Origin of the sequence: Flavobacterium lacus, assembly GCF_003268815.1 — a bacterium.
Lineage (GTDB): Bacteria > Bacteroidota > Bacteroidia > Flavobacteriales > Flavobacteriaceae > Flavobacterium > Flavobacterium lacus.
This window is the reverse complement of sequence record NZ_QLSV01000007.1, coordinates 1-25,975: the sequence shown is the minus strand read 5'-3', so window position 1 is coordinate 25,975 and position 25,975 is coordinate 1. Positions and strand designations below refer to the sequence as shown.

Here is a 25,975-nt window from a genome sequence, read left to right as displayed (position 1 = left end):
GACTACTAATTAGTAAAATAATATTTAAATAAATATAAAATGAGATTTTTAGGAAATGTATTGGCCACTATCATAGGATTATTTGTATTCTTTATGATTTTGTTTTTTGGTCTAATGATTGTTGGAGCAATTGCCGGAAGCGGTTCTGATGTTGCTAAAGTAGAATCTAACTCCGTATTGGTTTTAGATATGGAAAATGTGTCATTAGATTATACCGGAAAATTCACCGATCCTTGGGTAACGATTTTAAATGAAGAAGCATCGGTAGGTTTAATTGATGTGTTAAACGCTGTTGATAATGCTAAAACCGATGATAAAATAAAAGGAATTTCAATCTTAAACAGCAACAGCAGTTTAGGATTAGCTCAATCCAAGGCGTTGCGAGACAAATTGATTGATTTTAAAAAATCAGGGAAATTTATTGTTTCCTATGCGGATTATTTTACACAAGGTGAATATTACATCAACTCAGTTGCCGACACGATTTATATGAATCCGGTTGGCGAAATGGACTTTAAAGGGCTTGCTTCTGAAATCATGTTCTTTAAAGATATTCAAGAAAAAACCGGTGTAAAAATGGAAGTAATTCGTCATGGAAAATACAAAAGTGCGGTTGAACCATTTTTGGAAAACGAAATGAGCGATGCCAACAGAGAGCAGATTTCTGCTTTGTTGAACTCGGCTTGGAGTTCAATTGTAAGTGATATTTCTAAAAGCAGAAATATTTCTGTAGATTCATTAAACAGTATTGCCAATCAATTATCAGCAAGAACTCCGGAAATGGCTAAATCAAAAAAACTAATTGATAAAATTGGATATGAAGATCAATACCACAACGGAATTAAAAAAGCGTTGAAAGTAAAAAAAGATGAAGATTATGAGTGGGTTTCTATCATGGATTATGCAAAAAACATTTCCAAAACACCACAAAAAATAGATTCAAAAGATAAAATTGCCATTATTTATGCACAAGGTGAAATCATGGGTGGCGATGGTGATGTAAATGTGATTGGCGAAGGTGCTATGAGAACCTCTTTGCAAGAAGCCCGAAAAGACGAAAAAGTGAAAGCCGTCGTAATTCGAGTTGACAGCCCTGGTGGAAGTGCCTTGACCTCTGAATTAATTTGGAGAGAAATTGAATTGACCAAAAAAGTAAAACCGGTTGTGGTTTCTATGGGTAATTTAGCCGCATCGGGCGGTTATTATATTGCTTGTAATGCCGATAAAATTATTGCAGAACCCAATACAATTACCGGTTCCATTGGTGTGTTTGGTGTTTTACCAAATATGACCGAGTTATCTAAAAAAATCGGAATTAGCACGTCGCAAGTAAAAACACACGATCATGCTATTGGCTATAGTCCGTTTAAACCGATTGATGAGAAGTTTAAAGAAGTAACAACCGAATCGGTAGAAAATATTTATACCGTATTTGTGAATCGTGTGGCTGCGGGAAGAAAAATGACTTTTGAACAAGTAGATGCCATTGCTCAAGGAAGAGTTTGGACCGGAACAGAAGCATTGCAAAATGGTTTAGTAGACAAGTTAGGTGGTTTAGACGTAGCGTTGAGCGAAGCCGCTACTTTAGCAAAAATCAAAAAATACAAAACCGTAAATTATCCTGAATTTGACAAAACGTTTATGCAGTTTTTAAGTGACCAAAATGGTATTCCGTTTATAAAATCAAAAGAAGCCATGATTAAGGAAGAAATTGGCGAAGAAGCTTATCAAACAGTACAACAAGTAAAAAGAGCGACCGCTCGAACCGGTATTCAAACATTGATGCCTTTTGAGTTGAAAATTCAATAAAAAAAAGAAACCTGACAGCAAATCAAACTGTCAGGTTTTTTATTTTTGTTAACAACTGTTTCCTTACCAATTTATTATTTTTGTTAAAAAAAGGATTGGAAACAAAAGACAAACTGTTTGCCTATAAAATTTATTTCACGCTGGGAGCTATGTTTATTGCTTCGTTGGTGGTGTCGAATTTAATTTTTCAGAAATTTTTTTATTGGGATTTTTTCGGGATTTATCGGTTTGAAATTTCGGTAGGAATTCTGCCCTACCCGATTACGTTTTTAATAACCGATATTATCTCAGAAGTTTACGGGAAGAAAAAGGCCAATCAAGTCGTTACGGCGGGAATTTTTGCCTCAGTTTTTTCGTTAATGATTATTTACGTTGCAAATGCTGCTCCTGCGATAGAAAATTCTCCGGTTGATGATGTTTTGTTTTCTAAAGTTTTTGGACAAACTGCTCTTGCTGTGCTAGCCTCGATGATTGCTTATTTGGCAGCACAATACATCGATATTTACATCTTTCATTTTTGGAAAAAAGTGACCAAAGGAAAAATGCTTTGGGTGCGAAATAACTTTTCTACTTTTACCTCGCAATTTGTTGATACATTTGCGGTATTATTTTTGCTATGTAACTTTAACATATTGAGTTGGGATTTGTTTCCAGGATTACTACTGAGCGGTTTTTTGTTTAAAGTGCTAATAGCCATCCTAGACACGCCCGTTTTGTATGCTTCGGTGTATTATTTTCAAAAGCGATTTAACCTTGCTCGTGGCGAAGAGCTAATTTTGGACTAACCGCTGAAAACGAAAATGGAAACCCGCCTAGCCCTGACCGACTGGTTAGCTCTCGTTTTTTAAACGAGACTAGAAAGGAGGGCAGGAATTACCTTTACAAGTAAAACTACTGACTCGCTTCAAATTAAAAAAATAAAAAAATGGTTAAGAAAATTTTAAAAGGTTTCGGAATATTTTTGTTGGTTATAATTATCGCTTTAGCCGCTGCACCGTTTTTATTTAAAGATAAAATTAAGCAATTGGTTTTGAAATCGATTAACGAAAATGTGGACGCGAATGTGGCATTTGAAGATGTGAGTTTGAGTTTGTTCAAGAGTTTTCCACGTGCCAACGTAACGATTGACAAGTTGAGTATTATTAACAAAGCTCCTTTTGAAGGAGATACACTTTTTTATTCAGGTGAATTGAACCTGAAAATGTCGGTGAAAGAATTGTTTAAATCGGATGGTGAAGCGATGGAATTGGAATCGTTTTCGAGTGTTGATGGCATTGTGAACATTATTTTTAACAAAGAGGGAATTGGCAATTTTGATATTGCTATGAAAGACGACAAAGAAAAACAAGCCTCTGATAGCAAGCCTTTTGCATTGAATATTCAGAATTATTCGATTGAAAACTTAAAGTTTGTTTATATAGATGAAGGTTCAAAAATAAAAATGGTTGTTGACAAAATTAATCACACCGGAACCGGAAATTTTGCAGCTTCTAAATTGGATTTAGACACCGAAACCGATGCTTTGTTGAGTTTAGACATGGATAAAACCAATTATATGAATGCGATTCCGTTGAAACTAGATGCGGTTTTGGGAATTGATTTGGAAAACAGCAAATATGAATTTAAAGACAATGAAGCGTTGATTAACCAATTGCCTTTAAAATTTGCCGGTTTTATTCAATTAGTCGAAGCCGGGCAGCAATATGATTTAACGTTTAACACGCTCACCTCATCGTTTAAAAACTTTTTAGGTTTGGTTCCGTCTGCTTATAAAGGCGATTTGGATAAAATTCAAACTACAGGCGATTTTAAAATTTCCGGGTTTGCAAAAGGATTGTATTCTGAGACAACAATTCCGAAGTTTAATGTGGAAATTGCTTCTAATAACGCCTCCTTTAAGTTTCCTGACTTACCCAAAAAAGTGGAAAATATTGTTATTGATACCAAAATTAAAAACGAAACCGGTTTGATGAACGACACGTATTTGAACATCGATAATTTATCGTTTAAAATTGATCAAGACGTTTTTAATGCGAAAGCAAATATTAGAAATATTTCAGAAAATCCATTGGTTGATGCCGCTTTGAAAGGAACAATTAATTTAGGAAACCTTAGCAAAGCCTATCCAATTAAGTTAGACACGCCGCTTTCCGGAATTTTAAAGGCCGATGTAACGACCAAATTTGATACGCAATCGGTGGAAAAAGAACAATATCAAAACATTCAAAATGCAGGTTTAGTCAGTGTAACCGGATTTAAATATACCGATGAAAACGGAAAAGGAATGAACATTAGCGAAGCGATTGTTCAATTTAATCCAAGTACGTTGAACGTGCAGAAATTTGCGGCACAAACCGGGAAAAGCGACATTAATGTAAATGGTGTATTAGAAAATTTCTATGGCTATTTATTTAACGATCAGAATTTGAAGGGAAACTTCAACATGAGTTCTAATCAATTGGCTGTGAATGATTTTATGACAACGGAAGAACCAACAAAAGAAGGTCAAAGACCGAGTGAAGCGATGAAGATTCCTGCGTTTTTAGACGTTACGTTAAACGCCAAAGCTAATACGGTTTTGTATGACAATTTAACGTTAAAAGATGTTTCAGGTAAGCTAATTGTGAAAGATGAAAGAGTAACCTTAGAAAATGTGAAAACCAGCATATTTGGTGGTATAATTGGTTTAAACGGAAATGTTTCCACGAAAACAAAAGTACCAACCTTTGCGATGAATTTAGATTTAAATTCTGTAAATATCAACGAAACATTTACGCAATTGGATATGATGAAAAGCATTGCTCCAATTGCCAATGTAATCAATGGTAAACTCAATTCAACCATTAAAGTTTCCGGTAATTTGGATGCGAAAGAAATGACTCCGGATTTAAAAACATTAAGTGGCGATTTGGTTGGTCAATTGCTCTCTACAACGGTGAATGCTTCCAACTCAACTTTGCTGAGTGCGTTAGATAATCAAATTAATTTTATTGATTTGAAAAAAGTGAATTTGAATGACTTAAAAACAAGTTTGTCCTTTGAAAACGGAAAAGTAAACGTGAAACCTTTTGACATCAAATACCAAGACATCACTTTAAATGTAGGTGGTTCACACGGCTTTGACCAATCGATGAATTATAATGTAAAATTTGATGTACCGGCGAAATATTTGGGAACAGAGATTAATAGTTTAATTACAAAATTATCTCCGGCTGATGCTGCAAAAGTGAAATCAATTCCGATTACGGCTTTGCTTAGCGGTAATTTTTCAAATCCAAAAATAAGCACTGACACCAAACAAGCTACAACAAAACTGGTGAATCAATTGGTAGAATTTCAGAAACAAAAACTAATTAACCAAGGGACTTCGGCATTGGGCAATTTATTGAACCAAACCAAAGATCCAAAAGACACTGCTAAAACTACCACTCCGGCAACAAAAGAAGAGGTGAAAACTAAAACGGAAGAAGTTGTAAAAGACAAAGTAAAAGAGGGCTTAAACAGCTTGTTTAACAAAAAAAAGAAAAAAGAGTAAAAAGAAACCCCAAATTGAAACATAAACGTGCAATTTGGGGTTCTTTTTAAACTAAAAAACTAACGCTATTATTCTGTTTGTAAACTAACAGACAATTTAATTTCTTCTTTAATTTTGATCATCCCGCCAATTTTTTTTGGAGGCGTTAAATCAAAATCGCTGAACTGCAAAGTTATCATTCCGTTCAGACGGTTTTTATCAAATTCTAGTGGGAGATTTTTATAGATTTTTTGTTTTCCAACCAAGTTGAGTGTTAAATCGCAACTGTAATTTTGGGCATTCTTTTTAAAATTTGAAAGTTCAATTCTAACATTTGGAAACTCTTTTTCTTTTAAGGTTTTTCTAAAATCATTATTTAGAATAAAATTACCGCATCCAAAACTTTTGACTGGAACACTTTGTATAACTTTTTTTGTTTTATTGGGTTGATTAAAAAACAGCGTGTCTTTAGCATTCATATCGTAGTTACATTCAAAACCTCCAATTGAAGTAGTACCTTGAACAGAAAACTGTTTTGTACTGACCAACAGATATTCTCTAGGTGTTGAAAACAGTGTTGCTGTTACAACTAATATGAGACCAAAAACACGCATATTGTTTGTTTTAGAAAGCAATGACAGCCTCGGCAACAAATCCATTAAACTTACCTTCGTTTAAGATATTTGTTTTAGCGTAACCATCATACTTTTGATTAACATATTCAAATTTAACTAAAATATTTTTTGTCATAAACCAACCACCACCAATGTTGAAACGAGTCACGTCTATATCTTGGCTGGGTAAAGTTACTGTAGCTGCAGTTTCTCCAGTTACGTTGTTGTAACGACCGGCTATATAAAGGTTTTCATTTTTACCGAAACGGTAGATCAACTCTGCTCCCAACTGGGTAAAATCTCTCTCATCTACTTCTGCTTTCGTTTTTCCGCTTACTTTTTCAACCATACCAAAGAACTCAAATCCTTTGTATTTTACAAATGGATTAATCATAATCGCAGTTAACTCATTTGTAAATCCAGGTGTAACTAAACCGGAAGAATAATTTGCAGAAGATGTTGCTAAAGTATTTTCCATTACAAAGTAATATCTAGAACCGGCACGGTCACCACCGTAAAGGTATGTTCTTGCAGATTGAGCAGTGTTATATAAAGACCCTGTTAATCTAAAACGTAAATCGTTGTTGATTTGTTTATCATAACCCACTTTTGCCATCACAGAAGGGCTTGTAACGCCGGGTGCATTGGTTGTTTGGTTCAACTTTCCATTAGTAGCCCCAAGCATACCTATCCAACCATTTCTTTGGTAATAAACTTCTGCACCCACTTCTGTTGTAAAAGCATCCATGATATAATTCCCAACAAATGGATTGTAAATGGCTAAAGCATTATCTGATCTTCTAAAGTGAGCATCTCCATAGTTATTTTCCATATGACCAATTTTTACGGTCGTATACTTCATTGTTTCTGCCATGAATCCTTTTCTGATAAAATCTAATTTGTCAATTTGGATGTAACCCCCTTTTACATACGGTTCCGGGTGGTGACGAGATGAAAGATAGGTTCTTAAGTGAAGATTAACACCATCAAAAAGGGCTACATCTATGTCAAGATTGGCTGTAGCAAGGTTAAAATTGTTACCCAAGTTAGCTAATTGATTAGTATTTACGTTGTTTGAGTTTAAAACGGGATCAGCATTGTTTTCATGATCCAACGCTTGATATTGCAAAGCAAATGCTCCACCAATTCTCACTTTAACTTCCTCAAAAGTAGTAACCGTGTCTTTTGGAGCTTCAAACATCGACAATCCTGTTTTGTCATAAGGTCTCCAATTGTCTAATTGATATTGTTGTTTTTGTGCTATAGCTAATGCACTAACGAGTACAAGAGCAACTGTGAATAAATTTCTCATTTTTTAAAATAATTTAGAGGTTGATTTTTAGATTTATTTGAATTTTAGTGTAAAACTTATTTTAACATCATCGCCCGTTTTAACGGTTCCCATTAAAGCGGTTGGTGGTGTGATTTTGTAGTCAGTCAATTTAAATGCATAGGAGCCTTCAAAAACAGATTGACCACCAATTGTCGCTTCTTTGATTTTGAGTGTTACCGATTTAGTCACACCTGCGATGGCAAATGTTCCTGTAAAATTCCATGTCCCATCAGCATTTATTGTTGCTGCTTTCAAATCAAATTTTACTGTTTTGTATTGACTAGTTTTTAATGCTTTATAGGCATTTTTGTCCATTCCGCCTTTACCACTTTTGATGCTTTCGGCCGGCATTTCTACTACTAGAGAATTAATGGTTGTCAATTTATTTCCTTCAGCAGTTGCTACCAATTTTCCGGTAGCCGATTCTGAAACCATATCCCAATCGTGGAGACTGGAAGTTCCCGAAATTTTTAATTGTGGTTTTGCATCAAGTGTAAGTGTCTTTTGAGCGAAACCGAAGGTAGAAGTTGCTATGAAAAACAATAGCAAAATTCCTTTTTCTAGGTTGAATAATCGTTTCATAATTGTGAGGTTTTGAATTATGAGACAAATCTCCGCCCAAATAAGCGTAAAAAACATGACGAATGTCAGTCTTTATTTAGAATTTTATATATTTATTAAAGGATAAAGCTCCGAAATCGAAATAGTTAACAACTAGATTTGAATTTTTACAACATATCCTTCGAAGGTTCGGATATTAAAAACGGTTCCATCTTGAAAGAGTAAATATTGTCCTTTTACGCCAGCAAGTTTTCCTTTAAAGTTTAGAATTTTATCTAAACTTAGACTAGTCACTTTTTTAGGATAAGTTAATACGGGATAATGCAGTTCGATTATATTTGGGTGTTGATCACTGAAATATTCTTTTACTTCTTGTGGTAAATAATTTCCTGCTTTGATTCTTTCTTGAATTAAATCAACTTGAAGAATTTCATTTTTAAGCATTTTTTGCCAATTTGTTTTGTCAACATATTGATTTTTTAAAGCAACTTCGGCAATTCCAGCCAAATAGCGATTAGGAACTTCCACAATCGGAATGGCTTGTGAAGCTCCTTGATCTATCCAGCGAGTGGGAACTTGTGTTCCCCGGGTAACGCCAATTTTAACTTCGCTCGAAAGTGCCAAATACAACACATGCGGCTGCAATTGTACTCTTTTTTCATAAACCAAATCGCGGTCTTCAATGTCTAAATGAGCCGTGCTTAACTCTGGCTTCATAATCCAATCGCCCACAGCCGGACTCGACATAAAACAATCATAACAAAAACCTTGACGAAAAATTTTCTTTTTTTTTCCGCAGTTCAAACATTGGTAACCCTGAAAAGAAATTTCAAGTTCTTTGTCTAACAATTGATTAAGATTTAGAAAACTATTTTCAAACACCAAATAATAGTTAATTGGATTACCGATTTCGGTCTGCATTTTTGTTAGAACGCCTTCGTATGTCATGAAAAGAAAGTTTGTGAAATTAAAGTTCAACGTTCACTAAAAATTATTATTTTTGATGAAGTTGTAAAGTTAGGTTTTGTATTATACAATTTCAAATCATTCTTCAACTTATTTAAATAGAAAAAAATGCCTCTACCCATTATCAATTCAATTGCTTCTTGGATCTTAAAAAAACGGATTCATCAAATTGAATTGTTTATGAAATATCCAAATGAAGTGCAGGAGGAATTGCTTCTTTCATTACTCAGAACAGCGGAAAACACAGTTATTGGCAGACAATATGACTTTCATTCCGTAAAAAATTATCAAAATTTTTCCGAGCGTGTTCCGGTTTCTGCCTATGAAGATTTGGAACCCATGATTGAACAAACCCGTAAAGGAATGCAAAATATTTTTTGGCCAACTTCTATCAAGTGGTTTGCCAAATCAAGCGGAACTACCAATGCCAAAAGCAAGTTTATTCCAGTGAGTAACGAAGCCTTGGAAAATTGTCATTACAAAGCCAGCAAAGATTTATTGAGTTTGTATTTAAATAACAATGAAGATTCGCAATTATTTGTTGGGAAAAGTCTTCGCCTTGGTGGCAGCAAAGAATTATACCAAGACAATAATACATTTTTTGGAGATTTGTCAGCTATTTTGATTGATAACATGCCAATCTGGGCAGAATTTAGTTCTACTCCCAGCAACCAAGTTTCGCTCATGGGCGATTGGGAAATAAAATTAATGGCTATTGTTCAAGAAACCATACATGAAGACGTTACCAGTTTAGCTGGTGTTCCGTCGTGGATGTTAGTTTTACTGAATAAAGTACTGGACGAAACAGGCAAAACTAACTTACTGGAAATTTGGCCTCATGCAGAAGTCTATTTTCACGGCGGTGTAAGTTTTGATCCATATCGAGAACAGTACAAAAAACTATTTCCGAGCCGTGATTTCAATTATTATGAAATATATAATGCTTCCGAAGGATTTTTTGCGATTCAAGATTTGAATAATTCTAATGATTTGTTGTTAATGTTGGATTACGGAATTTTTTATGAATTTATTCCGATGGATAGCTTTAGCACTCCGGAGCAAAAAATTATTCGTTTGGCGGAAGTAGAATTGTTTAAAAACTATGCTTTAGTGATTACTACCAATTCAGGTTTATGGAGATATCTGATTGGCGATACAGTTCGGTTTACGTCTTTAAATCCATACCGAATTAGAGTAACGGGAAGAACGAAGCATTTCATAAATGCTTTTGGCGAAGAATTAATTGTGGAAAATACGGACCGAGCCATTGCCAAAGCCAGTTATGAAACCGAATCGGAAGTGATTGACTATACCGTTGCCCCTATTTTTATGGAAGGCAAAGAAAAAGGAGCTCACGAATGGATTATTGAGTTTAAAAAAGTGCCTGCAAACATCAACTATTTTAGAAAAGTGTTGGATGATACGCTGCAGTCGCTCAATTCAGATTATGAAGCCAAACGGCGTAATAATATGACGCTAAATCCGTTAGTAATTAATGTAGCAAGACCGAATCTGTTTTATGATTGGTTGAAAGAACGCGATAAATTAGGCGGACAGCACAAAATCCCGAGATTATCGAACGAGCGAACATATTTGGAGCAATTATTACGGATGCAGTTTGCAGAACAGGTTTAATATGAAAAAATTACTTTTATTTATTCTCCTCTTCACTTTCTATTCTTGCGGACCAAGAAGACTTGGTTGTGGTCCAAGAGGTTGCGAGATCAATATTGAGAAGAAAAATTACAACATTAATCCCATAAAAAATCCTGAAGCAAAAACTACAGGATTAGTATAATTTGATATCTAAAACAATGTTAAGAAACTGCTTTGAGTCGTTGTAACATGTTTTTGTTTAACGTGTGTTCTGCATAGCTTTTTTCGATGTGTAATACTTTCTCATCGGAACTAGGTAAATCATACATCGCGTCGGTTAGAATAGCTTCACAAAGCGATCGCAAGCCACGAGCTCCTAATTTATATTCTAAGGCTTTATCCACAATATAATCTAACGCTTCTTCAGAAATAGTAAATTCCACACCATCCATTTGAAACAATTTTTTGTACTGCTTGATAAGTGCATTTTTTGGCTCTGTTAAAATGGAACGAAGTGTTACTCTGTCTAACGGATTCATATAAGACAAAACAGGAAGACGACCAATGATTTCAGGAATTAATCCAAAATCTTTAATGTCTTTTGGAATGATGTATTGCATCAAATTATCCTTATCAATCTGATCTAAATTTGCCGAAGCACTGTAACCCACTGCTTGACGATTTAATCGTTTTGAAATAATTCGTTCGATACCATCAAAAGCACCACCCGCAATAAAAAGGATATTTTGTGTATTGACTTCAATAAACTTTTGATCCGGATGTTTTCTTCCTCCTTTTGGTGGAACATTCACTACGGTTCCTTCCAACAATTTTAATAATGCTTGCTGCACTCCTTCTCCGGAAACATCTCTGGTGATGGATGGATTATCGCTTTTGCGGGCAATTTTATCAATTTCATCAATAAAAACGATTCCTCTTTCGGCTTTTGCCACATCATAATCGGCTACTTGCAATAATCGAGTTAATATACTTTCTACATCTTCACCCACATAACCTGCTTCGGTTAAAACCGTTGCGTCTACTATTGTAAGTGGCACACCTAACATTCTGGCAATGGTTTTGGCCACCAATGTTTTTCCTGTTCCGGTCTGACCTACCATGATAATGTTGCTCTTTTCAATTTCAACATCATCATCATGATTTTTTTGCATCAATCGTTTGTAATGGTTGTAAACTGCTACAGACATTACTTTTTTAGTTTGGTCTTGACCAATTACATACTCATCTAAAAAAGCACGGATTTCCTTTGGTTTTTTGAGTACCAAATCGCCCAAACCATGGGAATGCTTGCTTTGTTTTAGTTCTTCTAAAACAATGCCGTGTGCCTGCTCGATGCATTTATCACAAATGTGAGCATCAATTCCGGCGATTAACAAATTTGTTTCGGGTTTCTTTCTTCCACAGAAAGAACATTCCAACATTTCTTTGGCCATATTTTATGGTAATGGGTTATAGGTTAAAGGTAATTGGTTAATAACGATTTCCTACAACTATTTTCTTCTTAACACTTCATCAATCATTCCGTATTCTTTGGCTTCGTCGGCAATCATCCAATAATCGCGTTCAGAGTCTTGGTACACTTTTTCAATTGTTTGACCGGAATGTTTGGCTATAATTTCGTATAATTCATTCTTCAACTTCAACATTTCTTTCAAGTTGATTTCCATATCGGTTGCAACACCTTGTGCACCACCTGATGGCTGGTGAATCATCACTCTTGAATGCGGTAATGCCGAACGTTTTCCTTCTGCACCGGCACACAATAAAACGGCTCCCATGGAAGCGGCCATACCTGTACAGATTGTGGCTACATCAGGTTTTACGTACTGCATAGTATCATAAATTCCCAATCCTGCATACACACTTCCGCCCGGTGAATTGATGTAAATTTGAATGTCTTTGGAAGCATCAACACTTTCTAAAAACAACAATTGTGCTTGAATAATATTCGCCACATAATCATCTACGCCTGTTCCCAAGAAGATAATTCTGTCCATCATTAAACGTGAAAAAACGTCTAATTGTGAAACATTCATCTGACGTTCTTCAATGATATAAGGGGTCATTCCACTTACAATTTTATCGTAGTACATGCTATTCACACCATGGTGTTTGGTAGCAAATTTTTTAAATTCTTTTCCGAAGTTCATTTTTAAAATAGGCTAATTTTTTGTTTGCTCTTTTAAACGTAAATGAGCGTCAAATTAACATTCGACGCCCAAAGATACTACTTTTTTTGAAAATATTTATTCCCCGTACATTTCTTTAACGAACTGTTCGTAGGATACTTCTTTTGACTTCGCTTTTACTTTCTCTTTAAAAAGACCTAACATCTTTTCGCTCATCACTTGCTCAGACAATCTTTTTACTTCGTCTTGGTTAGAAAGTACGCGGGCTACAATGCCATCAATGTCTTCCTGCGTTGGATTCATTTGACCAAATTGAGCCATTTGTTTTTTAATTAATTCTGACGTAAATACTTTCAAATCTTCAAAAGTGATTTGTAAGTTGTTCTCTGTCATAATTTTACCTTCAATCAATTGGTATCGAAGACCTCTTTCTGATTTAGTAAATTCTTCTGTTGCTTCTTCTTTGGTTAAAGGCTTTTCACCTGCATTTTGCAACCATTTGATTAAAAATTCAGATGGTAAGTCAAATTTGGTGCTTTCCAGTAAAAATTCAGTAACATCGTTTAGGAATTTTTGATCGGCTTGTTGAACAAATTGTTTTTCAGCATCTTCTTTGATTTTGGCTTTTACACCATCAACCGAAGTTACATTTCCTTCTCCAAACAATTTATCAAATAACTCCTGATTCAATTCTGCTTTTTCGCTGGTTGTAATTCCTTCAATTTTAGCAGAAACTTCAATATCTAAACCATGCACTAAATCGTGATCTACTTTTAAATAATCCATTAATTTATGATCATCGTCAAATAAACCTTTGGTCCCGATTTCTACTGCATCACCTACTTTTTTTCCAATGAATTTTTTGGCTGCTTTTTTATCTTTAAAAACATCCAAAGCAATAGAAACCGTGTTGTTAATTCCGTTTGCTTCGTTTGTAAAGGTTATATTCAAATCATCGCCTTCTTCAACAGTATCTTTTGAAATCAATTTTCCGTATTGTTTTTGAATTCGTTCAACTTGATCGTTCAACATTTTATCATCTGCAATAATTTTGAAAGAGGTAATGTTATTTTTTGCAGCTAAATCAACTGAGAATTCAGGAGCTAATCCTAATTCAAAATCAAAAGTAAAATCTTCTTTTTCCCAATCAAAATCTTCTGTAACTTTTGGAAGAGGATTTCCTAAAATATCTAATTTTTCTTCAACTAAATAGTTGTTTAAGTTTTCTTGTAACACTTTGTTTACTTCTTCCAACAACACTGCTTTTCCGTATTGTTTTTGAATTAAACTCATTGGCACAGCTCCTTTTCTAAAACCCGGAATCGAAGCATTTTTTCGATAATCTGCCAATACTTTTTCTACTTTAGAAGCATAATCATTTTTGGAAACCGCCACGGTAACCACCGCATTCAAAGCATCCACATTTGTTCTTGTGATATTCATCTCTATTTATATACTAAAATTGGGTGGCAAAAGTACAACTTTTTCACCACCCAACCAATACTAATAAGTTGAATTTTAACAATTCAGAGCGGTTATTTATCTTCCCCTGCAGTTAATTTATACACTACCGATTGAAAAATGGACAATATGATACTGAAAAGTAATGCTGTCCAAAACGATTCCACATAAAAACCACCCACAATATTGCTACACAACAAGACAATAAATGCGTTGATTACCAGTAAAAATAATCCCAAAGTTAGGATTGTGACCGGCAAAGTGAACAATATTATTATGGGTTTGATAAATAAGTTTAATAAACCTAAAATAATCGCCACATAAATTGATTGCACAAAACTATCTACTTTAACACCCGGCAAAAGATGAGCAATTAACATCACTAAAGCGGCCGTAACAAGAATTCGAAGCAATAAACCCATAAATTTAAATTTTTATTAAAAGTACAAAAAAATTATGTTTTTAAAAAATTCATGACCATTTCAAAAAATAATTGCGGATTTTCAGCATGCAACCAATGTCCTGCGTTGGGAATAGTTGCAAATTCTGCTTTTGGAAAATGTTTTTTAATCGCAGGAAAATCTTCGTCTAAAATATATCTTGAATTTCCACCTTTGATAAATAACGTTGGTTTATCAAAATGAGCTTCTTCTGGAAGAGCAATTCCGACTTGTTCAATTTCTTTATTAAAAACCTGCAAATTAAATCGAAAGGCCAATTGTCCGGGTTCTTTCCAATACAAACTTTTCATTAAAAATTGGCGAGTTCCAAAATCAGGTATGTATTTTTTGAGAATTTCATCAACTTCACTTCTTTCCGGTTTCAAAGCAAAATCAACTGCATTTAACCCTTCTAAAATGCCCTGATGATGCGGTCGATAATATCTTGGTCCAATATCAGCAACAATTAATTTATTAATCAATTCAGGATGATTTGCTGACAAAAACATCGCTACTTTTCCTCCCATCGAATGACCAATGATGTCTATATTTTGTAATTTCTGAAACTGACAGTAATTTAAAATATCTTCCGTCATTACTTGATAATTAAACTCATCCGAATGAAAACTTCTTCCGTGATTTCGCAAATCGAGCATGTGCACTTGAAAACCTTGTTCTGCAAAATGAGTTCCGAGTGTTTTCCAATTATCAGACATGCCAAGAAAACCATGCAAGATAAGTAGTGGCTTTCCTTCTCCTTCTATTTTTGAATATAACATTTTACTGGATTTTTAATTATTTAGACCTGTAAGGTCTAAAAGTATTTTACTTAAGTTTATGCAGATACATATTCACCACATTTTCGATTCCCAAATAAAGGGATTCACTAATTAATGCGTGACCGATCGAAACTTCAAGCAATCCCGGAATATTATCCTTAAAAAATTGAATATTATCTAAACTCAAATCATGACCTGCATTAACGCCCATTTCTAGTTTGTTGGATAAAATTGCTGCTTCAATATATGGCTGAATTCCGTCTTTATTTCCAAGTCCATACTGATGAGCAAACTCTTCGGTATATAACTCAATCCGGTCTGTTCCAGTGATTTTAGCACCTTCAACCATAGACAACACAGGATCAACAAAAATTGACGTTCTAATGTTATTTCGTTTGAACTCTTGAATGACTTCAATTAAAAAATCTTTGTTTTTGATCGTATCCCAACCGGCATTTGAGGTTAAAGCATCATCGGCATCAGGTACTAAAGTTACTTGAGTAGGCTTTACTTCCAGCACTAAATCGATGAACTTTTGAACCGGATTACCTTCAATATTATACTCCGTATAAACAATCGGTTTTAAATCTCGGGCATCTTGATAACGAATATGACGCTCATCCGGTCGCGGATGAATCGTGACACCATGAGCTCCAAAACGCTGAACATCTTTGGCTACTTGCACAACATTTGGCGTATCTCCACCTCTTGAATTTCGTAGGGTTGCAATTTTATTGATATTTACGCTTAACTTTGTCATGTCTTTAGAAACGATTGAATTAGAAAATGATTGCAAAAATACAAACTAAAACATGCGCTTTTATAGTATTTTTTGATTATTTTGCAACGAAATTAAATGGCTATGTTAGAAATAACGAACTATATCAACAACGATTTTAAACCGTTCGAAGGGAGAGAAACCATTGAAAATATTCAAGATTTTTTTGCCGATTTAACGTTTTCACACTTTCCTGTCATGCAAGAAGGAGTTTATATTGGGAGTATTGCTGCCGATGATGTGATTACATTTGACAACCACAAATCGGCAATTGACTACCGCTATACACTAGAAGGCTTTTTTGCTCGAAACAATATGATTTGGCTGGATGTTTTGGAAGTTTTTGCTCAAAATCACACCAATTTAATTCCTGTTCTAGACGAACAAAACAGGTATTTAGGCTATTATGAGCTAAATGATATCGTTCAGTTTTTTGCTGAAACTCCTTTCTTAAAAGAACAAGGTGGTATTATTATAGTAAAAAAACCAACGATTGATTTTTCAATGAGTCAAGTAGCACAAATCATTGAAACCAACAACGGTAAGATTTTAGGGCTTTTTATTTCCGAAGCCAATGCTGATTTTGTTGAAATTACAATAAAGCTTTCGCTTGGCGGAATGAACGAAATTATTCAAACGTTCAGAAGATACAATTACGAAATCGTTTCTGAACACCAAGAGGATAACTACCTAAATAATTTGAAAGAACGATCGGACTATTTAGATAAATACTTAAACATCTAAGCATGAAAATTGCCATCTTCGGACAATATTACCAAAACGACACACGACCAATAATTAAGGACATTTTTGTTTATTTGAATCACAATCATGTTGAATTAGTTATCGAAGCTGCTTTTTTGAAAATCTTGTACGCCGAAGAAATTCTAAAAAAAGAATATAAAACATTTTCTACCTACAAAGATTTAGACAGCAGCTTTGATCTTTTGATAAGCATTGGCGGAGACGGTACTATTTTAAGAGCAATAACTTATGTGAGAAATTCCGGTATTCCAATTCTAGGAGTTAACGCAGGACGACTAGGCTTTTTGGCCAAAGTTCAAAAAGAAAATATCGAATTGTTCCTTCAATCCATATTGGCTAAAAACTACACGGTTTCCAAACGGACATTATTAAGTTTGGAAAGTAGTCCGAAAAACACAGAACTAAAAGAGATTAATTTTGCCTTAAATGAAATTTCCGTCAGTCGAAAAGACACGACTTCGATGATTACGGTTGAAACCTATTTAAACGGTGAATATTTAACTTCGTATTGGGCAGATGGGTTAATTATTTCTACCCCAACAGGCTCAACCGGCTATTCATTAAGTTGTGGCGGACCCGTTTTAACTCCCGAGGTAAAAAGTTTAGTGATTACGCCAATTGCCCCGCACAACCTAAACGCGAGACCACTGGTAATTCCGGACAAAACAGAAATTACATTAAAAGTTTCCGGAAGAGAACCCCAGTTTTTAGTTTCGTTAGACAGTCGAATTGCGACAATGAATAACGAAACCGTTTTAACCATCAAAAAAACCCAATTTAAAATTAACATGGTTGAAATTCAAGACGAAACATTCCTAAAAACCCTGCGAAACAAATTACTTTGGGGGGTTGACAAAAGAAATTAGTCGTTTTTTAGAAAAAAATAATCTACTTTAACTATACTACCACTCATTTATTTTCGTTTTTTTTGAAATTAATTTGTGATAAATCGCAATTATTTGGCTGTAAACTAGTCATAATTGTTATATTTGCACGCTATTTCAAAACCGATGAATAGATTACGGACTGCATTATTTTTTTTACTTATTTACACCGGATTAAATGCCCAAATTAACGAAATCGGTATTTTTGTTGGTGGAGCTAATTATATTGGCGATGTAGGACCTACCACCTACATTGCACCAAATGATGTGGCGTTAGGATTCATTTATAAATGGAATAGAAGCACTAGACATTCGTATCGTTTTTCTTATACATACGGTAAAATAGAATCAAATGATTTGGATTCTGATGTGGCAGACAGAAACTTAAGAGGATTGAATTTCAAAAACACTCTTCATGAAGTATCGGCCGGAATGGAATTTGATTTTTTTGAATTTGATTTACATAGTATGAAACCGCAATTCACACCTTATGTTTATACCGGTTTAAGTTATTTTGCATACAAAGAATTGTATTACTTGGATAATACTGCAACCGAAGATTATCAAGAAGGAGCCTTGGCAATCCCAATGATTGTGGGTGTAAAGACGAAATTAAATAGAGATTTTGTTATTAGTTTTGAAGTTGGAGCCCGTTTTACGTTTACCGACAATTTAGATGGAAGCAATCCTAAAAACGAAAATCTAGCACCGTTGCAATTTGGCAATATAAATAGTAAAGATTGGTATATGTTTACCGGATTTACATTAACCTATACATTTGGAGAAAACCCATGTTTTTGTCCGGAATAAAATGATTTTAGAAGAACAGATAAATAAGGAAAACTTACCCAGACATTTAGCTATCATTATGGATGGCAATGGCCGTTGGGCAAAACAACAAGGATTGCTCCGTGCATTTGGTCATGAAAAAGGCACCAAATCAGTAAGAGAAACGGTTGAAAGCTGTGCAAAACTCGGAATTAAGAACCTTACCTTGTATGCTTTTTCAACGGAAAACTGGAATCGACCCAAATTAGAAGTAGACACTTTGATGAATTTATTAATAAAATCATTGAAAAAAGAGTTAAAAACACTTCAAAAAAATGAAATTAAACTAAATTCGATAGGCAATATATCACTTTTGCCTACTACTGCACACAATGAACTTTTAGAAGTAATTAACAAAACTAAGGAAAATAAACGAATGACTTTAACACTCGCTTTAAGTTACGGATCCAGAGAGGAGTTGGTTTCCGCCATAAAAGCGATAAGTGATAAAGTTAAAAATAATATAATTTCGCCGGAATCTATTGATGAAACAATTATTAATCAACATCTTTACACGCACAATCTACCCGATGTTGATTTATTAATCAGAACCAGTGGAGAGCATCGAATCAGTAATTTTTTACTTTGGCAAATTGCCTATGCAGAATTGTATTTTACTGATGTGTTATGGCCCGATTTTAGAGAACAACATTTATATGAAGCTATCATTAGTTATCAAAAAAGAGAACGTAGGTTTGGAAAAACAAGTGAACAAATTAAATAAAAGAAACGTGTTGAGAAACATTACGTCATTTTTTGCAATACTTTTTTTAGGAAGTATTTCTCAGTTACAAGCACAAGAAGTCGCACCCTTCGAAAGAGGTTCCCAGTACATACTAGGAGGTGTTGAAGTAACAGGAAAAATCACCTTTAATGAACAAACAGTTGTAACCTTTTCAGGATTAGAAAAGGGGCAAAAAATTATTGTCCCAGGCGAGGAAATTAGTACCGCTATCAAAAAATTAGGTAAATTAGGTCTGTTTAGTGATATTGATATGTATATCAACAGTATCAAAGGAGATACTATTTTCCTTGAGTTAAACATGGTTGAGCTTCCTAAATTAAATGAAGCTAAAATTCAAGGTTTAAAGAAAAATAAGGCAGAAACTTTATTAAAAGATGCTAATTTAACGAAGGGGAAAGTAGTCAACGAAAATTTAATTACAACCACTAAAACATTTATTGAAAATAAATACAAAAAAGATGGTTTTTACAACACTAAAGTAGCCATAAATACAATTCCTGACACCACAAGTGGAAACGAAGTAAAAATGGTCATAAATGTTGATAAAGGTAAAAAAATAAAAGTATCAAGTATTATCGTTGATAACAACGAACAAATAACAGACAAAAAACTTAGAGGTGCTATGTCTAACACCAAAGTTAAATTTCCGGGAAGATTTTGGAAAGGTTCTAAGTTTATAAAAGAAAAATACAAAGAAGACTTAGTCAGTATTATTGATAAATACAAAGAAAAAGGTTTTCGTGACGCCAGAATTATTTATGACAGTGTCGCTTTTAACAACGAAAAAAATACTGTCGATATCAAAATTAAAGTTGAAGAAGGTAAAAAATATTATTTTGGCGACATCAAATTTTTAGGCAATACAATATACTCAGACGAAGGTTTAAGTCGCGTATTGGGAATCAAAAAAGGTGAAACATACAATGGCGTATTGCTGCAAGAACGAATTGCCAACAAAAAGAATCCGGATGCCAATGACATCACCAATTTATATCAAAATAATGGCTACTTATTTTCAACTATAAACCCTGTTGAAGTCCGCACAGCCAATGATACCATTGATTTTGAAATCAGAATTTTAGAAGGCCCACTCGCCTACTTTAATAAAATTACAGTAGTAGGAAATGACAAAACCAATGACCACGTGATTTACCGTGAACTTCGAACAAAACCCGGTCAAAAATACAGTAAAGAAGATTTAGTGCGAACCATTCGTGAAATTGGCCAATTAGGATTTTTTGACCCTGAAGCGATTGATCCAAAATTCAAAAATGTTGATCCAGCCGCAGGAACAGTTGACATTGAATACAATTTAGTTGAAAAAGGATCCAGCCAAATTGAACTTCAAGGAGGTTATGGCGGTGGAGGTTTCATTGGAACGCTAGGACTTTCTTTCAACAACTTTTCAGCCAGAAATCTTTTCAAGAAGGATGCTTACAAACCTTTGCCAATGGGAGATGGCCAACGTATGTCTCTGCGTTTGCAAGGAAGTTCATTTTTCCAAACCTACAGTTTAACTTTTTCAGAACCTTGGTTAGGAGGGAAAAAACCTGTGCAGTTTTCTACCTCCTTATCACACAGTAAGCAATTTTTGAATAATTTTCAAACACGAGATGTTGATAGAAGTAGAAGTTTTAATATTACTTCACTTTCTGTTGGAATTGCAAAAAGACTGACAGTGCCGGATGACTTTTTTGTATTGTCGCAGTCTGTAAGTTTTCAATACTATGATTTAAATAATTATAACACAGGTTTATTTACTTTTGGAGACGGTTCATCAAGAAATTTAGCTTACACAATCGGACTAACTAGGAATAATCGAGGTGTTAATCCAATATATCCTGTGTATGGTTCAGAATTTTCTATCAGTGCAAAATTTACCCCGCCCTACTCTTTATTTAATGGCATTGATTATAAAAATTTAGAAAACCAAATAGACTACAAGCTAAGAACAACCCAAGAAACAGGGGATCCAAACACGGGGAATATAATTCCCATTGGCACTTTGATTGACGCCAATGGTTCACCGGTAGCCGAAGATAATTTTCAAGATGCCGCCGTAGATAGAGCAAAAGTAGACCAACAAAAATTCAACTGGTTAGAATTTTATAAAATTAAATTGAAAGTTGACTGGTACACTAAAATAGCCGGATCAAATCAAAATGCATTAGTGTTTAGAACATTAGGAGAGTTTGGATTTATGGGGGCCTACAACAATGAAAGAGGATTAGTACCATTCGAACGTTTCTTTTTGGGAGGAGACGGTTTAGCAAATTTTGCCTTAGATGGAAGAGAAATAATTCAATTAAGAGGATATCCGAATCAGTCATTATCATCAATTGATGGGGGTACAATTTATAATAAATTTACAATGGAGCTTCGCTATCCTATTACCTTAAAATCGGCTGCTTCCATTTATGTTTTAGGCTTTTTGGAAGCTGGTGCTTCTTATAATAACTTTCAAGAATACAATCCGTTCAGACTCCAAAGGTCAGCTGGTATGGGTCTGAGAGTATTTATGCCTGCTTTTGGTTTGTTAGGAATTGACTTCGGACACGGCTTTGATGCAGTGCCGGGTCAGATACAAAAAAATGGATGGGAAACACATTTTATCATCGGACAACAATTTTAATTGTTAATTTCTGTTATATTTACAAGATAATTTTAAAGAATATGAAGAAATTAGTTTTTTTATTGCTTTTAACACTTTCAGGAGCCTCCGTTGAAGCCCAAACAAGAGGTGTTAGAATTGGATATATTGACATGGAATACATCCTTCAAAATGTACCGGATTACACGGAAGCAAAAAACCAATTAGAGTTAAAAGCCCAAAAATGGAAGCAAGAAATTGAAACCAAACAAAATGAAATCAATGCCTTTAAAGAAAGTCTGAACAACGAAAAAGTGCTTTTAACTAAAGAGTTGATTGAGGAAAAAGAAGAAGAAATTAAGTTTCTTGAAACAGAACTTATTGACTACCAACAAAAAAGATTTGGTTCAAATGGCGATTTGATTGTTCAAAAGGCAGTATTGATTAAACCAATTCAAGATCAAGTTTTTACGGCTGTTCAAGATTTAGCAGAAGCTAAAAAATTTGATTTTATTCTTGACAAATCCTCTGACTTAACCGTGCTTTTTGCCGCAAAACGACATGACATCAGCGATCAAGTAATTCGTACTTTAACCCGAGCTTCCAAGCGTGAACAAATGAGTAAAAAACAACTCAAAGCGTTAGAAGAAAAAGAACGTATCGAAGATTATAAAGACGATAATAATCCCGCTTTAGAAGAACGTAAAAAAATTCTTGAAGATCGTAAAAATAAACGCGATAGCATTGTGGAATCCCGTAAAGCACTTGCCGAACAAAAGAAAAAAGACTTTGATGATAAACGTGCAAAATTAAAAGAAGAACGTGAAGGTAAAAAGAGTGGCACAGTTTCTGATAAGGATGTAAAAGAAGATGACAAAGTAACAAATGGTGGTGCTTTTACTGAGAAAAAACCAGAGGAGAGTACTGAATCAGGAGAACCAAAACCAACAGCCGCTGAACTAAAACAAAAAGCGGAACAAGAAAGACAACAAAAGCTGGACGAAAGAAAAAAACAGATAGAAGATAGAAAACAAAAAATACTAGCTGATAGAGAAGCCGCTAAAAAAGCAAGAGAAGAAAAACTAAACGAAAACAAAGAAAAACAAAACGAAAACAATAATTAATAATAACTAGAAATGATGAAACAAATGAAAACTTTATTTATTGCGACTATTTTATTCTTCAGTGCAAGTCAAATAACTTCAGCACAAACAAAAATAGCACATGTAGATACAAATGAGTTGGTTACCAAAATGCCGGCTATGATTGAAGCACAGAAACAATTGGATATGCTAAGCAAGCAATATGATGCAGAGTTTAAAACCATGGCGGATGAATATTATGCAAAATTGAAAAAATATGATGAAGAAGCTGCATCTGTTACCGAAAAAGTGAATGAAGAGAGAGCAAAAGAAGTGCAGGATATGGAAAAAAGAATCAGAGACTACAGAGAAACAGCTCAAAAAGAGTTGCAACAAAAAGAATCCGATTTAGCGAAACCATTAATGGATAAAATCAGAGCATCAATTGCGAAAGTTGGAAAAGCAAAAGGGTTTAATTATGTTTTTGATGTAAACTCAGCGATCTTTGCCGATGGTACAGATTTGACTTTAGAAATAAAAAAAGATTTAGGTTTCTAAAAGCCTAAACAAAATAATAAAAAACTGCTCACCCAAACTAACGGGAATTGAGCAGTTTTTTTTTATTTTTGACATATGATAAATTCAGCACCCATCGGTCTATTTGATTCCGGCATTGGCGGAACTTCCATTTGGAGAGAAATTCATACTTTACTTCCAAGCGAAGACACTATTTATTTAGCTGATAGTAAAAATGCCCCTTATGGACAAAAATCGAAAGATGAAATCATCGCATTAAGTAAAAAAAACACTGAATTTTTATTAAATCAAAACGCCAAATTGATTGTGGTTGCCTGCAACACCGCTACTACAAATGCTATAAGCGAACTTAGAGCACGTTATGATGTTCCATTTATCGGAATTGAACCTGCCATTAAACCCGCCGCAAAAAGCTCAGAAACGCACACAATAGGCATTCTGGCAACCAAAGGAACATTGAGTAGCGAATTATTTAGCCAAAGTGTCTTGAACTATCCAACAACAAAAATTATTGAACAAGTTGGATTTGGCTTAGTGCAACTGATTGAAGAAGGAAAAATGAATTCAACCGAAATGACCAACTTACTCCACAATTATTTGAAGCCAATGGTGGAAGCAAATATTGATTATTTGGTTTTAGGATGCAGTCATTACCCCTATTTGATTCCTCAAATAAAAAAAATTATCCCTAAGCACATTAAAATCATTGATTCTGGCGAGGCTGTAGCTCGTCAAACGAAGAATATTTTATCCGAAATGAATTTGCTAAACACCCAAAAGAAAAGTTCGCAAATCTTTTATACCAATTATAATCCGATGGTTTTAAAATCAATTTTAAAAGATAAATACCAAGTCATCGAGAAAGATTTCTAACTACTCCTCTTTAAACCAACTCGAATACATGACATAATTATTCGAAATTCGATCAATCTCTCCGGCAAAATCAGATTGATTGATATCTTTTACTTTTTTAGCCGGAACACCGGCATAAATTGTACCGGATTCAACGTGTGTATTTTGCGTTAAAACAGCACCGGCTGCAACAATTGAATTACTTTCAATCACGCAATTATCCATTACAATTGCTCCCATTCCTATTAAAACATTGTCATGCACCGTGCAACCGTGAACAATGGCATTATGACCAATGGAAACATTATTTCCAATGATTGTGGGATGCTTTTGATACGTGCAATGAATAACAGCTCCATCTTGAATATTAACTTTATTGCCAATTTTAATTAAATGAACATCTCCTCGCACTACAGCATTAAACCAAATGCTGCATGAAGAACCCATTTGCACATCACCAACAATAGTAGCGTTTTCCGCTACATAACAATCACTTGGAATTACAGGAGATTTCCCGTTTACAGACTTAATTATCATACTCAAAAAAAATCCCGACAATTGCCAGGATATATAATTTATTAGTTAATCGCAGGACAATTACATTGGTATTTATCTCGTTTACAGAACAAATTCATCCCCAATGTGATTTGGTGAAATCCAGAGTTATCAAAACGAACATTTCCTGTTAAATAAGAATAAGTATAGGCAAACATAAATTGATTGTAATTCACGCCGATAATTGGAGTGATGTATTGTAATCTTTGTTCACCAATATTACCGCCTTCTAAAAACTCAGCTCCATCAAAACTTCTTCGATAGGACAATCCTCCCCATAATTTACCAAAATCAACATTCTTGTAAACTTTTAAATTCACATCAATTGATCTTTCCTTAGTTTGTTCGACTAATTGAAATAGAATCGATGGTTCCCATTGTAAACGATCGCTATCTCCAAAAACATAACCAGCACTTACTAAATATTTTCTTAAATTATCTGTTTCAAAATCAGTATATAAATCTCTTCTAACATTTCCCATTAAGTTTTTAACAGTGAAATGAGCATAAAACTCTAGATAATTATAAGATGCACCAACGTCGAGATTAAAATATGAATCTTTTTGAGTAATTCCACCAACAATCGGATCAAATGGTTGATTATTTAACCAATCCGTCTCATCTAACTGACTTTGAATCAAGGCTCCACTAATACCAAATGATAATTGATTCAAGTCAATCTCACTACGTGAAAACCTAATGTGATGGGCATACGTTAATTTAATTCCTTTTTGCGAATGATAACCATTTCTATCAGAAAATAATATTGCTCCAATCCCTGAACGCTCTCCAACGCCGGCATTAAAACTTGCTGTACTTAAACTAGGAGCATCTTCTTGACCAAACCATTGTGCACGACTGGTAACTCTCAATTTTGCACAATTAGCTGCTCCAGCCATCGAAGGATGTATTAAGTAATAATTATCAGTCAAATAATCTGAGTATACTGCTATTCCTTCTTGCGAGTATGAAAAATGAGAAATAAACAACAGTAGTAGTAAATACGATTTTTTTAAATTAAGATTCAGATTCATGGGGTTTCTATCTTTTTAATGAAAAATGTGCTTTAAATGTTTTGGTCTGACCGTTTTCCAAATACTCTACCGTAAACCAGTAATCGGTTGAGGGAAGGTTTT

25 protein-coding genes are annotated in these 25,975 nt (G+C 34.3%); 13 read left to right on the top strand and 12 right to left on the bottom strand.

The window, feature by feature from the left end:
• Positions 1-39 precede the first annotated feature (39 nt).
• The 3 genes from sppA to B0I10_RS08250 all read left to right on the top strand — a co-directional run bounded on the left by sppA (position 40) and on the right by B0I10_RS08250 (position 5,344).
• Positions 40-1,809 carry a signal peptide peptidase SppA gene (gene sppA, locus B0I10_RS08260; RefSeq protein ID WP_112086039.1) on the top strand — a complete coding sequence of 590 codons (1,770 nt, stop codon included), beginning with the start codon at positions 40-42 and terminating at the stop codon, positions 1,807-1,809.
• 149 nt (positions 1,810-1,958) lie between these two features.
• A complete protein-coding gene (locus B0I10_RS08255; RefSeq protein WP_112086178.1) occupies positions 1,959-2,594 on the top strand; it encodes a queuosine precursor transporter in 636 nt (211 codons plus the stop codon).
• Between the two features lie 140 nt (positions 2,595-2,734).
• Positions 2,735-5,344, top strand: coding sequence for an AsmA-like C-terminal region-containing protein (locus B0I10_RS08250; RefSeq protein ID WP_112086038.1), 2,610 nt, complete (start codon positions 2,735-2,737; stop codon positions 5,342-5,344).
• Between the two features lie 68 nt (positions 5,345-5,412).
• Here B0I10_RS08250 and B0I10_RS08245 read toward each other — a convergent pair whose 3' ends face one another.
• From B0I10_RS08245 to B0I10_RS08230, 4 genes are all read right to left on the bottom strand, one after another.
• Positions 5,413-5,937, bottom strand: a complete 525-nt coding sequence (locus B0I10_RS08245) for a YceI family protein (protein WP_181456925.1) — start codon at positions 5,935-5,937, stop codon at positions 5,413-5,415.
• A 10-nt stretch (positions 5,938-5,947) separates the two neighbouring features.
• Positions 5,948-7,249 carry a hypothetical protein gene (locus tag B0I10_RS08240; protein ID WP_112086036.1) on the bottom strand — a complete coding sequence of 434 codons (1,302 nt, stop codon included), beginning with the start codon at positions 7,247-7,249 and terminating at the stop codon, positions 5,948-5,950.
• 33 nt (positions 7,250-7,282) lie between these two features.
• Positions 7,283-7,852: a YceI family protein gene (locus B0I10_RS08235; RefSeq protein ID WP_112086035.1), complete on the bottom strand. Its 570-nt coding sequence runs from the start codon at positions 7,850-7,852 to the stop codon at positions 7,283-7,285.
• Between the two features lie 132 nt (positions 7,853-7,984).
• Positions 7,985-8,779, bottom strand: a complete 795-nt coding sequence (locus B0I10_RS08230; RefSeq protein WP_112086034.1) for a DUF2797 domain-containing protein — start codon at positions 8,777-8,779, stop codon at positions 7,985-7,987.
• Between the two features lie 126 nt (positions 8,780-8,905).
• Here B0I10_RS08230 and B0I10_RS08225 point away from each other — a divergent pair, with 126 nt between their 5' ends.
• A complete protein-coding gene (locus B0I10_RS08225; protein ID WP_112086033.1) occupies positions 8,906-10,432 on the top strand; it encodes a GH3 auxin-responsive promoter family protein in 1,527 nt (508 codons plus the stop codon).
• A gap of 1 nt (position 10,433) precedes the next feature.
• On the top strand, positions 10,434-10,595 hold the full coding sequence (locus B0I10_RS15660) for a hypothetical protein (RefSeq protein ID WP_181456924.1): 162 nt from the start codon (positions 10,434-10,436) through the stop codon (positions 10,593-10,595).
• 19 nt (positions 10,596-10,614) lie between these two features.
• On the opposite strand, the gene clpX is transcribed toward B0I10_RS15660, so the two are convergent.
• From clpX to B0I10_RS08195, 6 genes are all read right to left on the bottom strand, one after another.
• On the bottom strand, positions 10,615-11,847 hold the full coding sequence (clpX, locus tag B0I10_RS08220; RefSeq protein WP_112086032.1) for an ATP-dependent Clp protease ATP-binding subunit ClpX: 1,233 nt from the start codon (positions 11,845-11,847) through the stop codon (positions 10,615-10,617).
• Positions 11,848-11,904: 57 nt separating this feature from the next.
• Positions 11,905-12,564 carry an ATP-dependent Clp endopeptidase proteolytic subunit ClpP gene (clpP, locus tag B0I10_RS08215; protein WP_112086031.1) on the bottom strand — a complete coding sequence of 220 codons (660 nt, stop codon included), beginning with the start codon at positions 12,562-12,564 and terminating at the stop codon, positions 11,905-11,907.
• 96 nt (positions 12,565-12,660) lie between these two features.
• Complete coding sequence (tig, locus tag B0I10_RS08210) at positions 12,661-13,986, bottom strand: trigger factor (RefSeq protein ID WP_112086030.1); 1,326 nt, start codon at positions 13,984-13,986, stop codon at positions 12,661-12,663.
• A gap of 92 nt (positions 13,987-14,078) precedes the next feature.
• Complete coding sequence (locus B0I10_RS08205; protein ID WP_112086029.1) at positions 14,079-14,426, bottom strand: phage holin family protein; 348 nt, start codon at positions 14,424-14,426, stop codon at positions 14,079-14,081.
• A 32-nt stretch (positions 14,427-14,458) separates the two neighbouring features.
• Positions 14,459-15,223, bottom strand: coding sequence for an alpha/beta fold hydrolase (locus tag B0I10_RS08200; RefSeq protein ID WP_112086028.1), 765 nt, complete (start codon positions 15,221-15,223; stop codon positions 14,459-14,461).
• A 46-nt stretch (positions 15,224-15,269) separates the two neighbouring features.
• Positions 15,270-15,983 (bottom strand): pyridoxine 5'-phosphate synthase, encoded by a 714-nt coding sequence (locus B0I10_RS08195; protein WP_112086027.1) that lies wholly within the window; start codon positions 15,981-15,983, stop codon positions 15,270-15,272.
• 102 nt (positions 15,984-16,085) lie between these two features.
• Here B0I10_RS08195 and B0I10_RS08190 point away from each other — a divergent pair, with 102 nt between their 5' ends.
• The 8 genes from B0I10_RS08190 to murI all read left to right on the top strand — a co-directional run bounded on the left by B0I10_RS08190 (position 16,086) and on the right by murI (position 24,305).
• Complete coding sequence (locus tag B0I10_RS08190) at positions 16,086-16,745, top strand: CBS domain-containing protein (RefSeq protein ID WP_112086026.1); 660 nt, start codon at positions 16,086-16,088, stop codon at positions 16,743-16,745.
• Between the two features lie 2 nt (positions 16,746-16,747).
• Complete coding sequence (locus B0I10_RS08185; protein WP_112086025.1) at positions 16,748-17,632, top strand: NAD kinase; 885 nt, start codon at positions 16,748-16,750, stop codon at positions 17,630-17,632.
• 144 nt (positions 17,633-17,776) lie between these two features.
• A complete protein-coding gene (porG, locus tag B0I10_RS08180; protein WP_112086024.1) occupies positions 17,777-18,460 on the top strand; it encodes a type IX secretion system protein PorG in 684 nt (227 codons plus the stop codon).
• A gap of 1 nt (position 18,461) precedes the next feature.
• Positions 18,462-19,202: an isoprenyl transferase gene (locus tag B0I10_RS08175; RefSeq protein WP_112086023.1), complete on the top strand. Its 741-nt coding sequence runs from the start codon at positions 18,462-18,464 to the stop codon at positions 19,200-19,202.
• Positions 19,135-21,855: a BamA/OMP85 family outer membrane protein gene (locus B0I10_RS08170; RefSeq protein ID WP_112086022.1), complete on the top strand. Its 2,721-nt coding sequence runs from the start codon at positions 19,135-19,137 to the stop codon at positions 21,853-21,855. Before B0I10_RS08175 ends, B0I10_RS08170 begins: the two co-directional genes overlap by 68 nt.
• Positions 21,856-21,896: 41 nt before the next feature.
• Positions 21,897-22,937 carry an OmpH family outer membrane protein gene (locus B0I10_RS08165; protein WP_112086177.1) on the top strand — a complete coding sequence of 347 codons (1,041 nt, stop codon included), beginning with the start codon at positions 21,897-21,899 and terminating at the stop codon, positions 22,935-22,937.
• A 24-nt stretch (positions 22,938-22,961) separates the two neighbouring features.
• A complete protein-coding gene (locus tag B0I10_RS08160) occupies positions 22,962-23,453 on the top strand; it encodes an OmpH family outer membrane protein (protein ID WP_245942963.1) in 492 nt (163 codons plus the stop codon).
• Positions 23,454-23,528: 75 nt separating this feature from the next.
• Positions 23,529-24,305, top strand: a complete 777-nt coding sequence (gene murI / locus B0I10_RS08155; RefSeq protein WP_112086020.1) for a glutamate racemase — start codon at positions 23,529-23,531, stop codon at positions 24,303-24,305.
• On the opposite strand, the gene B0I10_RS08150 is transcribed toward murI, so the two are convergent.
• Positions 24,306-24,821, bottom strand: coding sequence for a gamma carbonic anhydrase family protein (locus tag B0I10_RS08150; RefSeq protein ID WP_112086019.1), 516 nt, complete (start codon positions 24,819-24,821; stop codon positions 24,306-24,308).
• Positions 24,822-24,862: 41 nt separating this feature from the next.
• On the bottom strand, positions 24,863-25,873 hold the full coding sequence (locus B0I10_RS08145) for a PorP/SprF family type IX secretion system membrane protein (protein WP_112086018.1): 1,011 nt from the start codon (positions 25,871-25,873) through the stop codon (positions 24,863-24,865).
• Between the last annotated feature and the right edge of the window lie 102 nt (positions 25,874-25,975).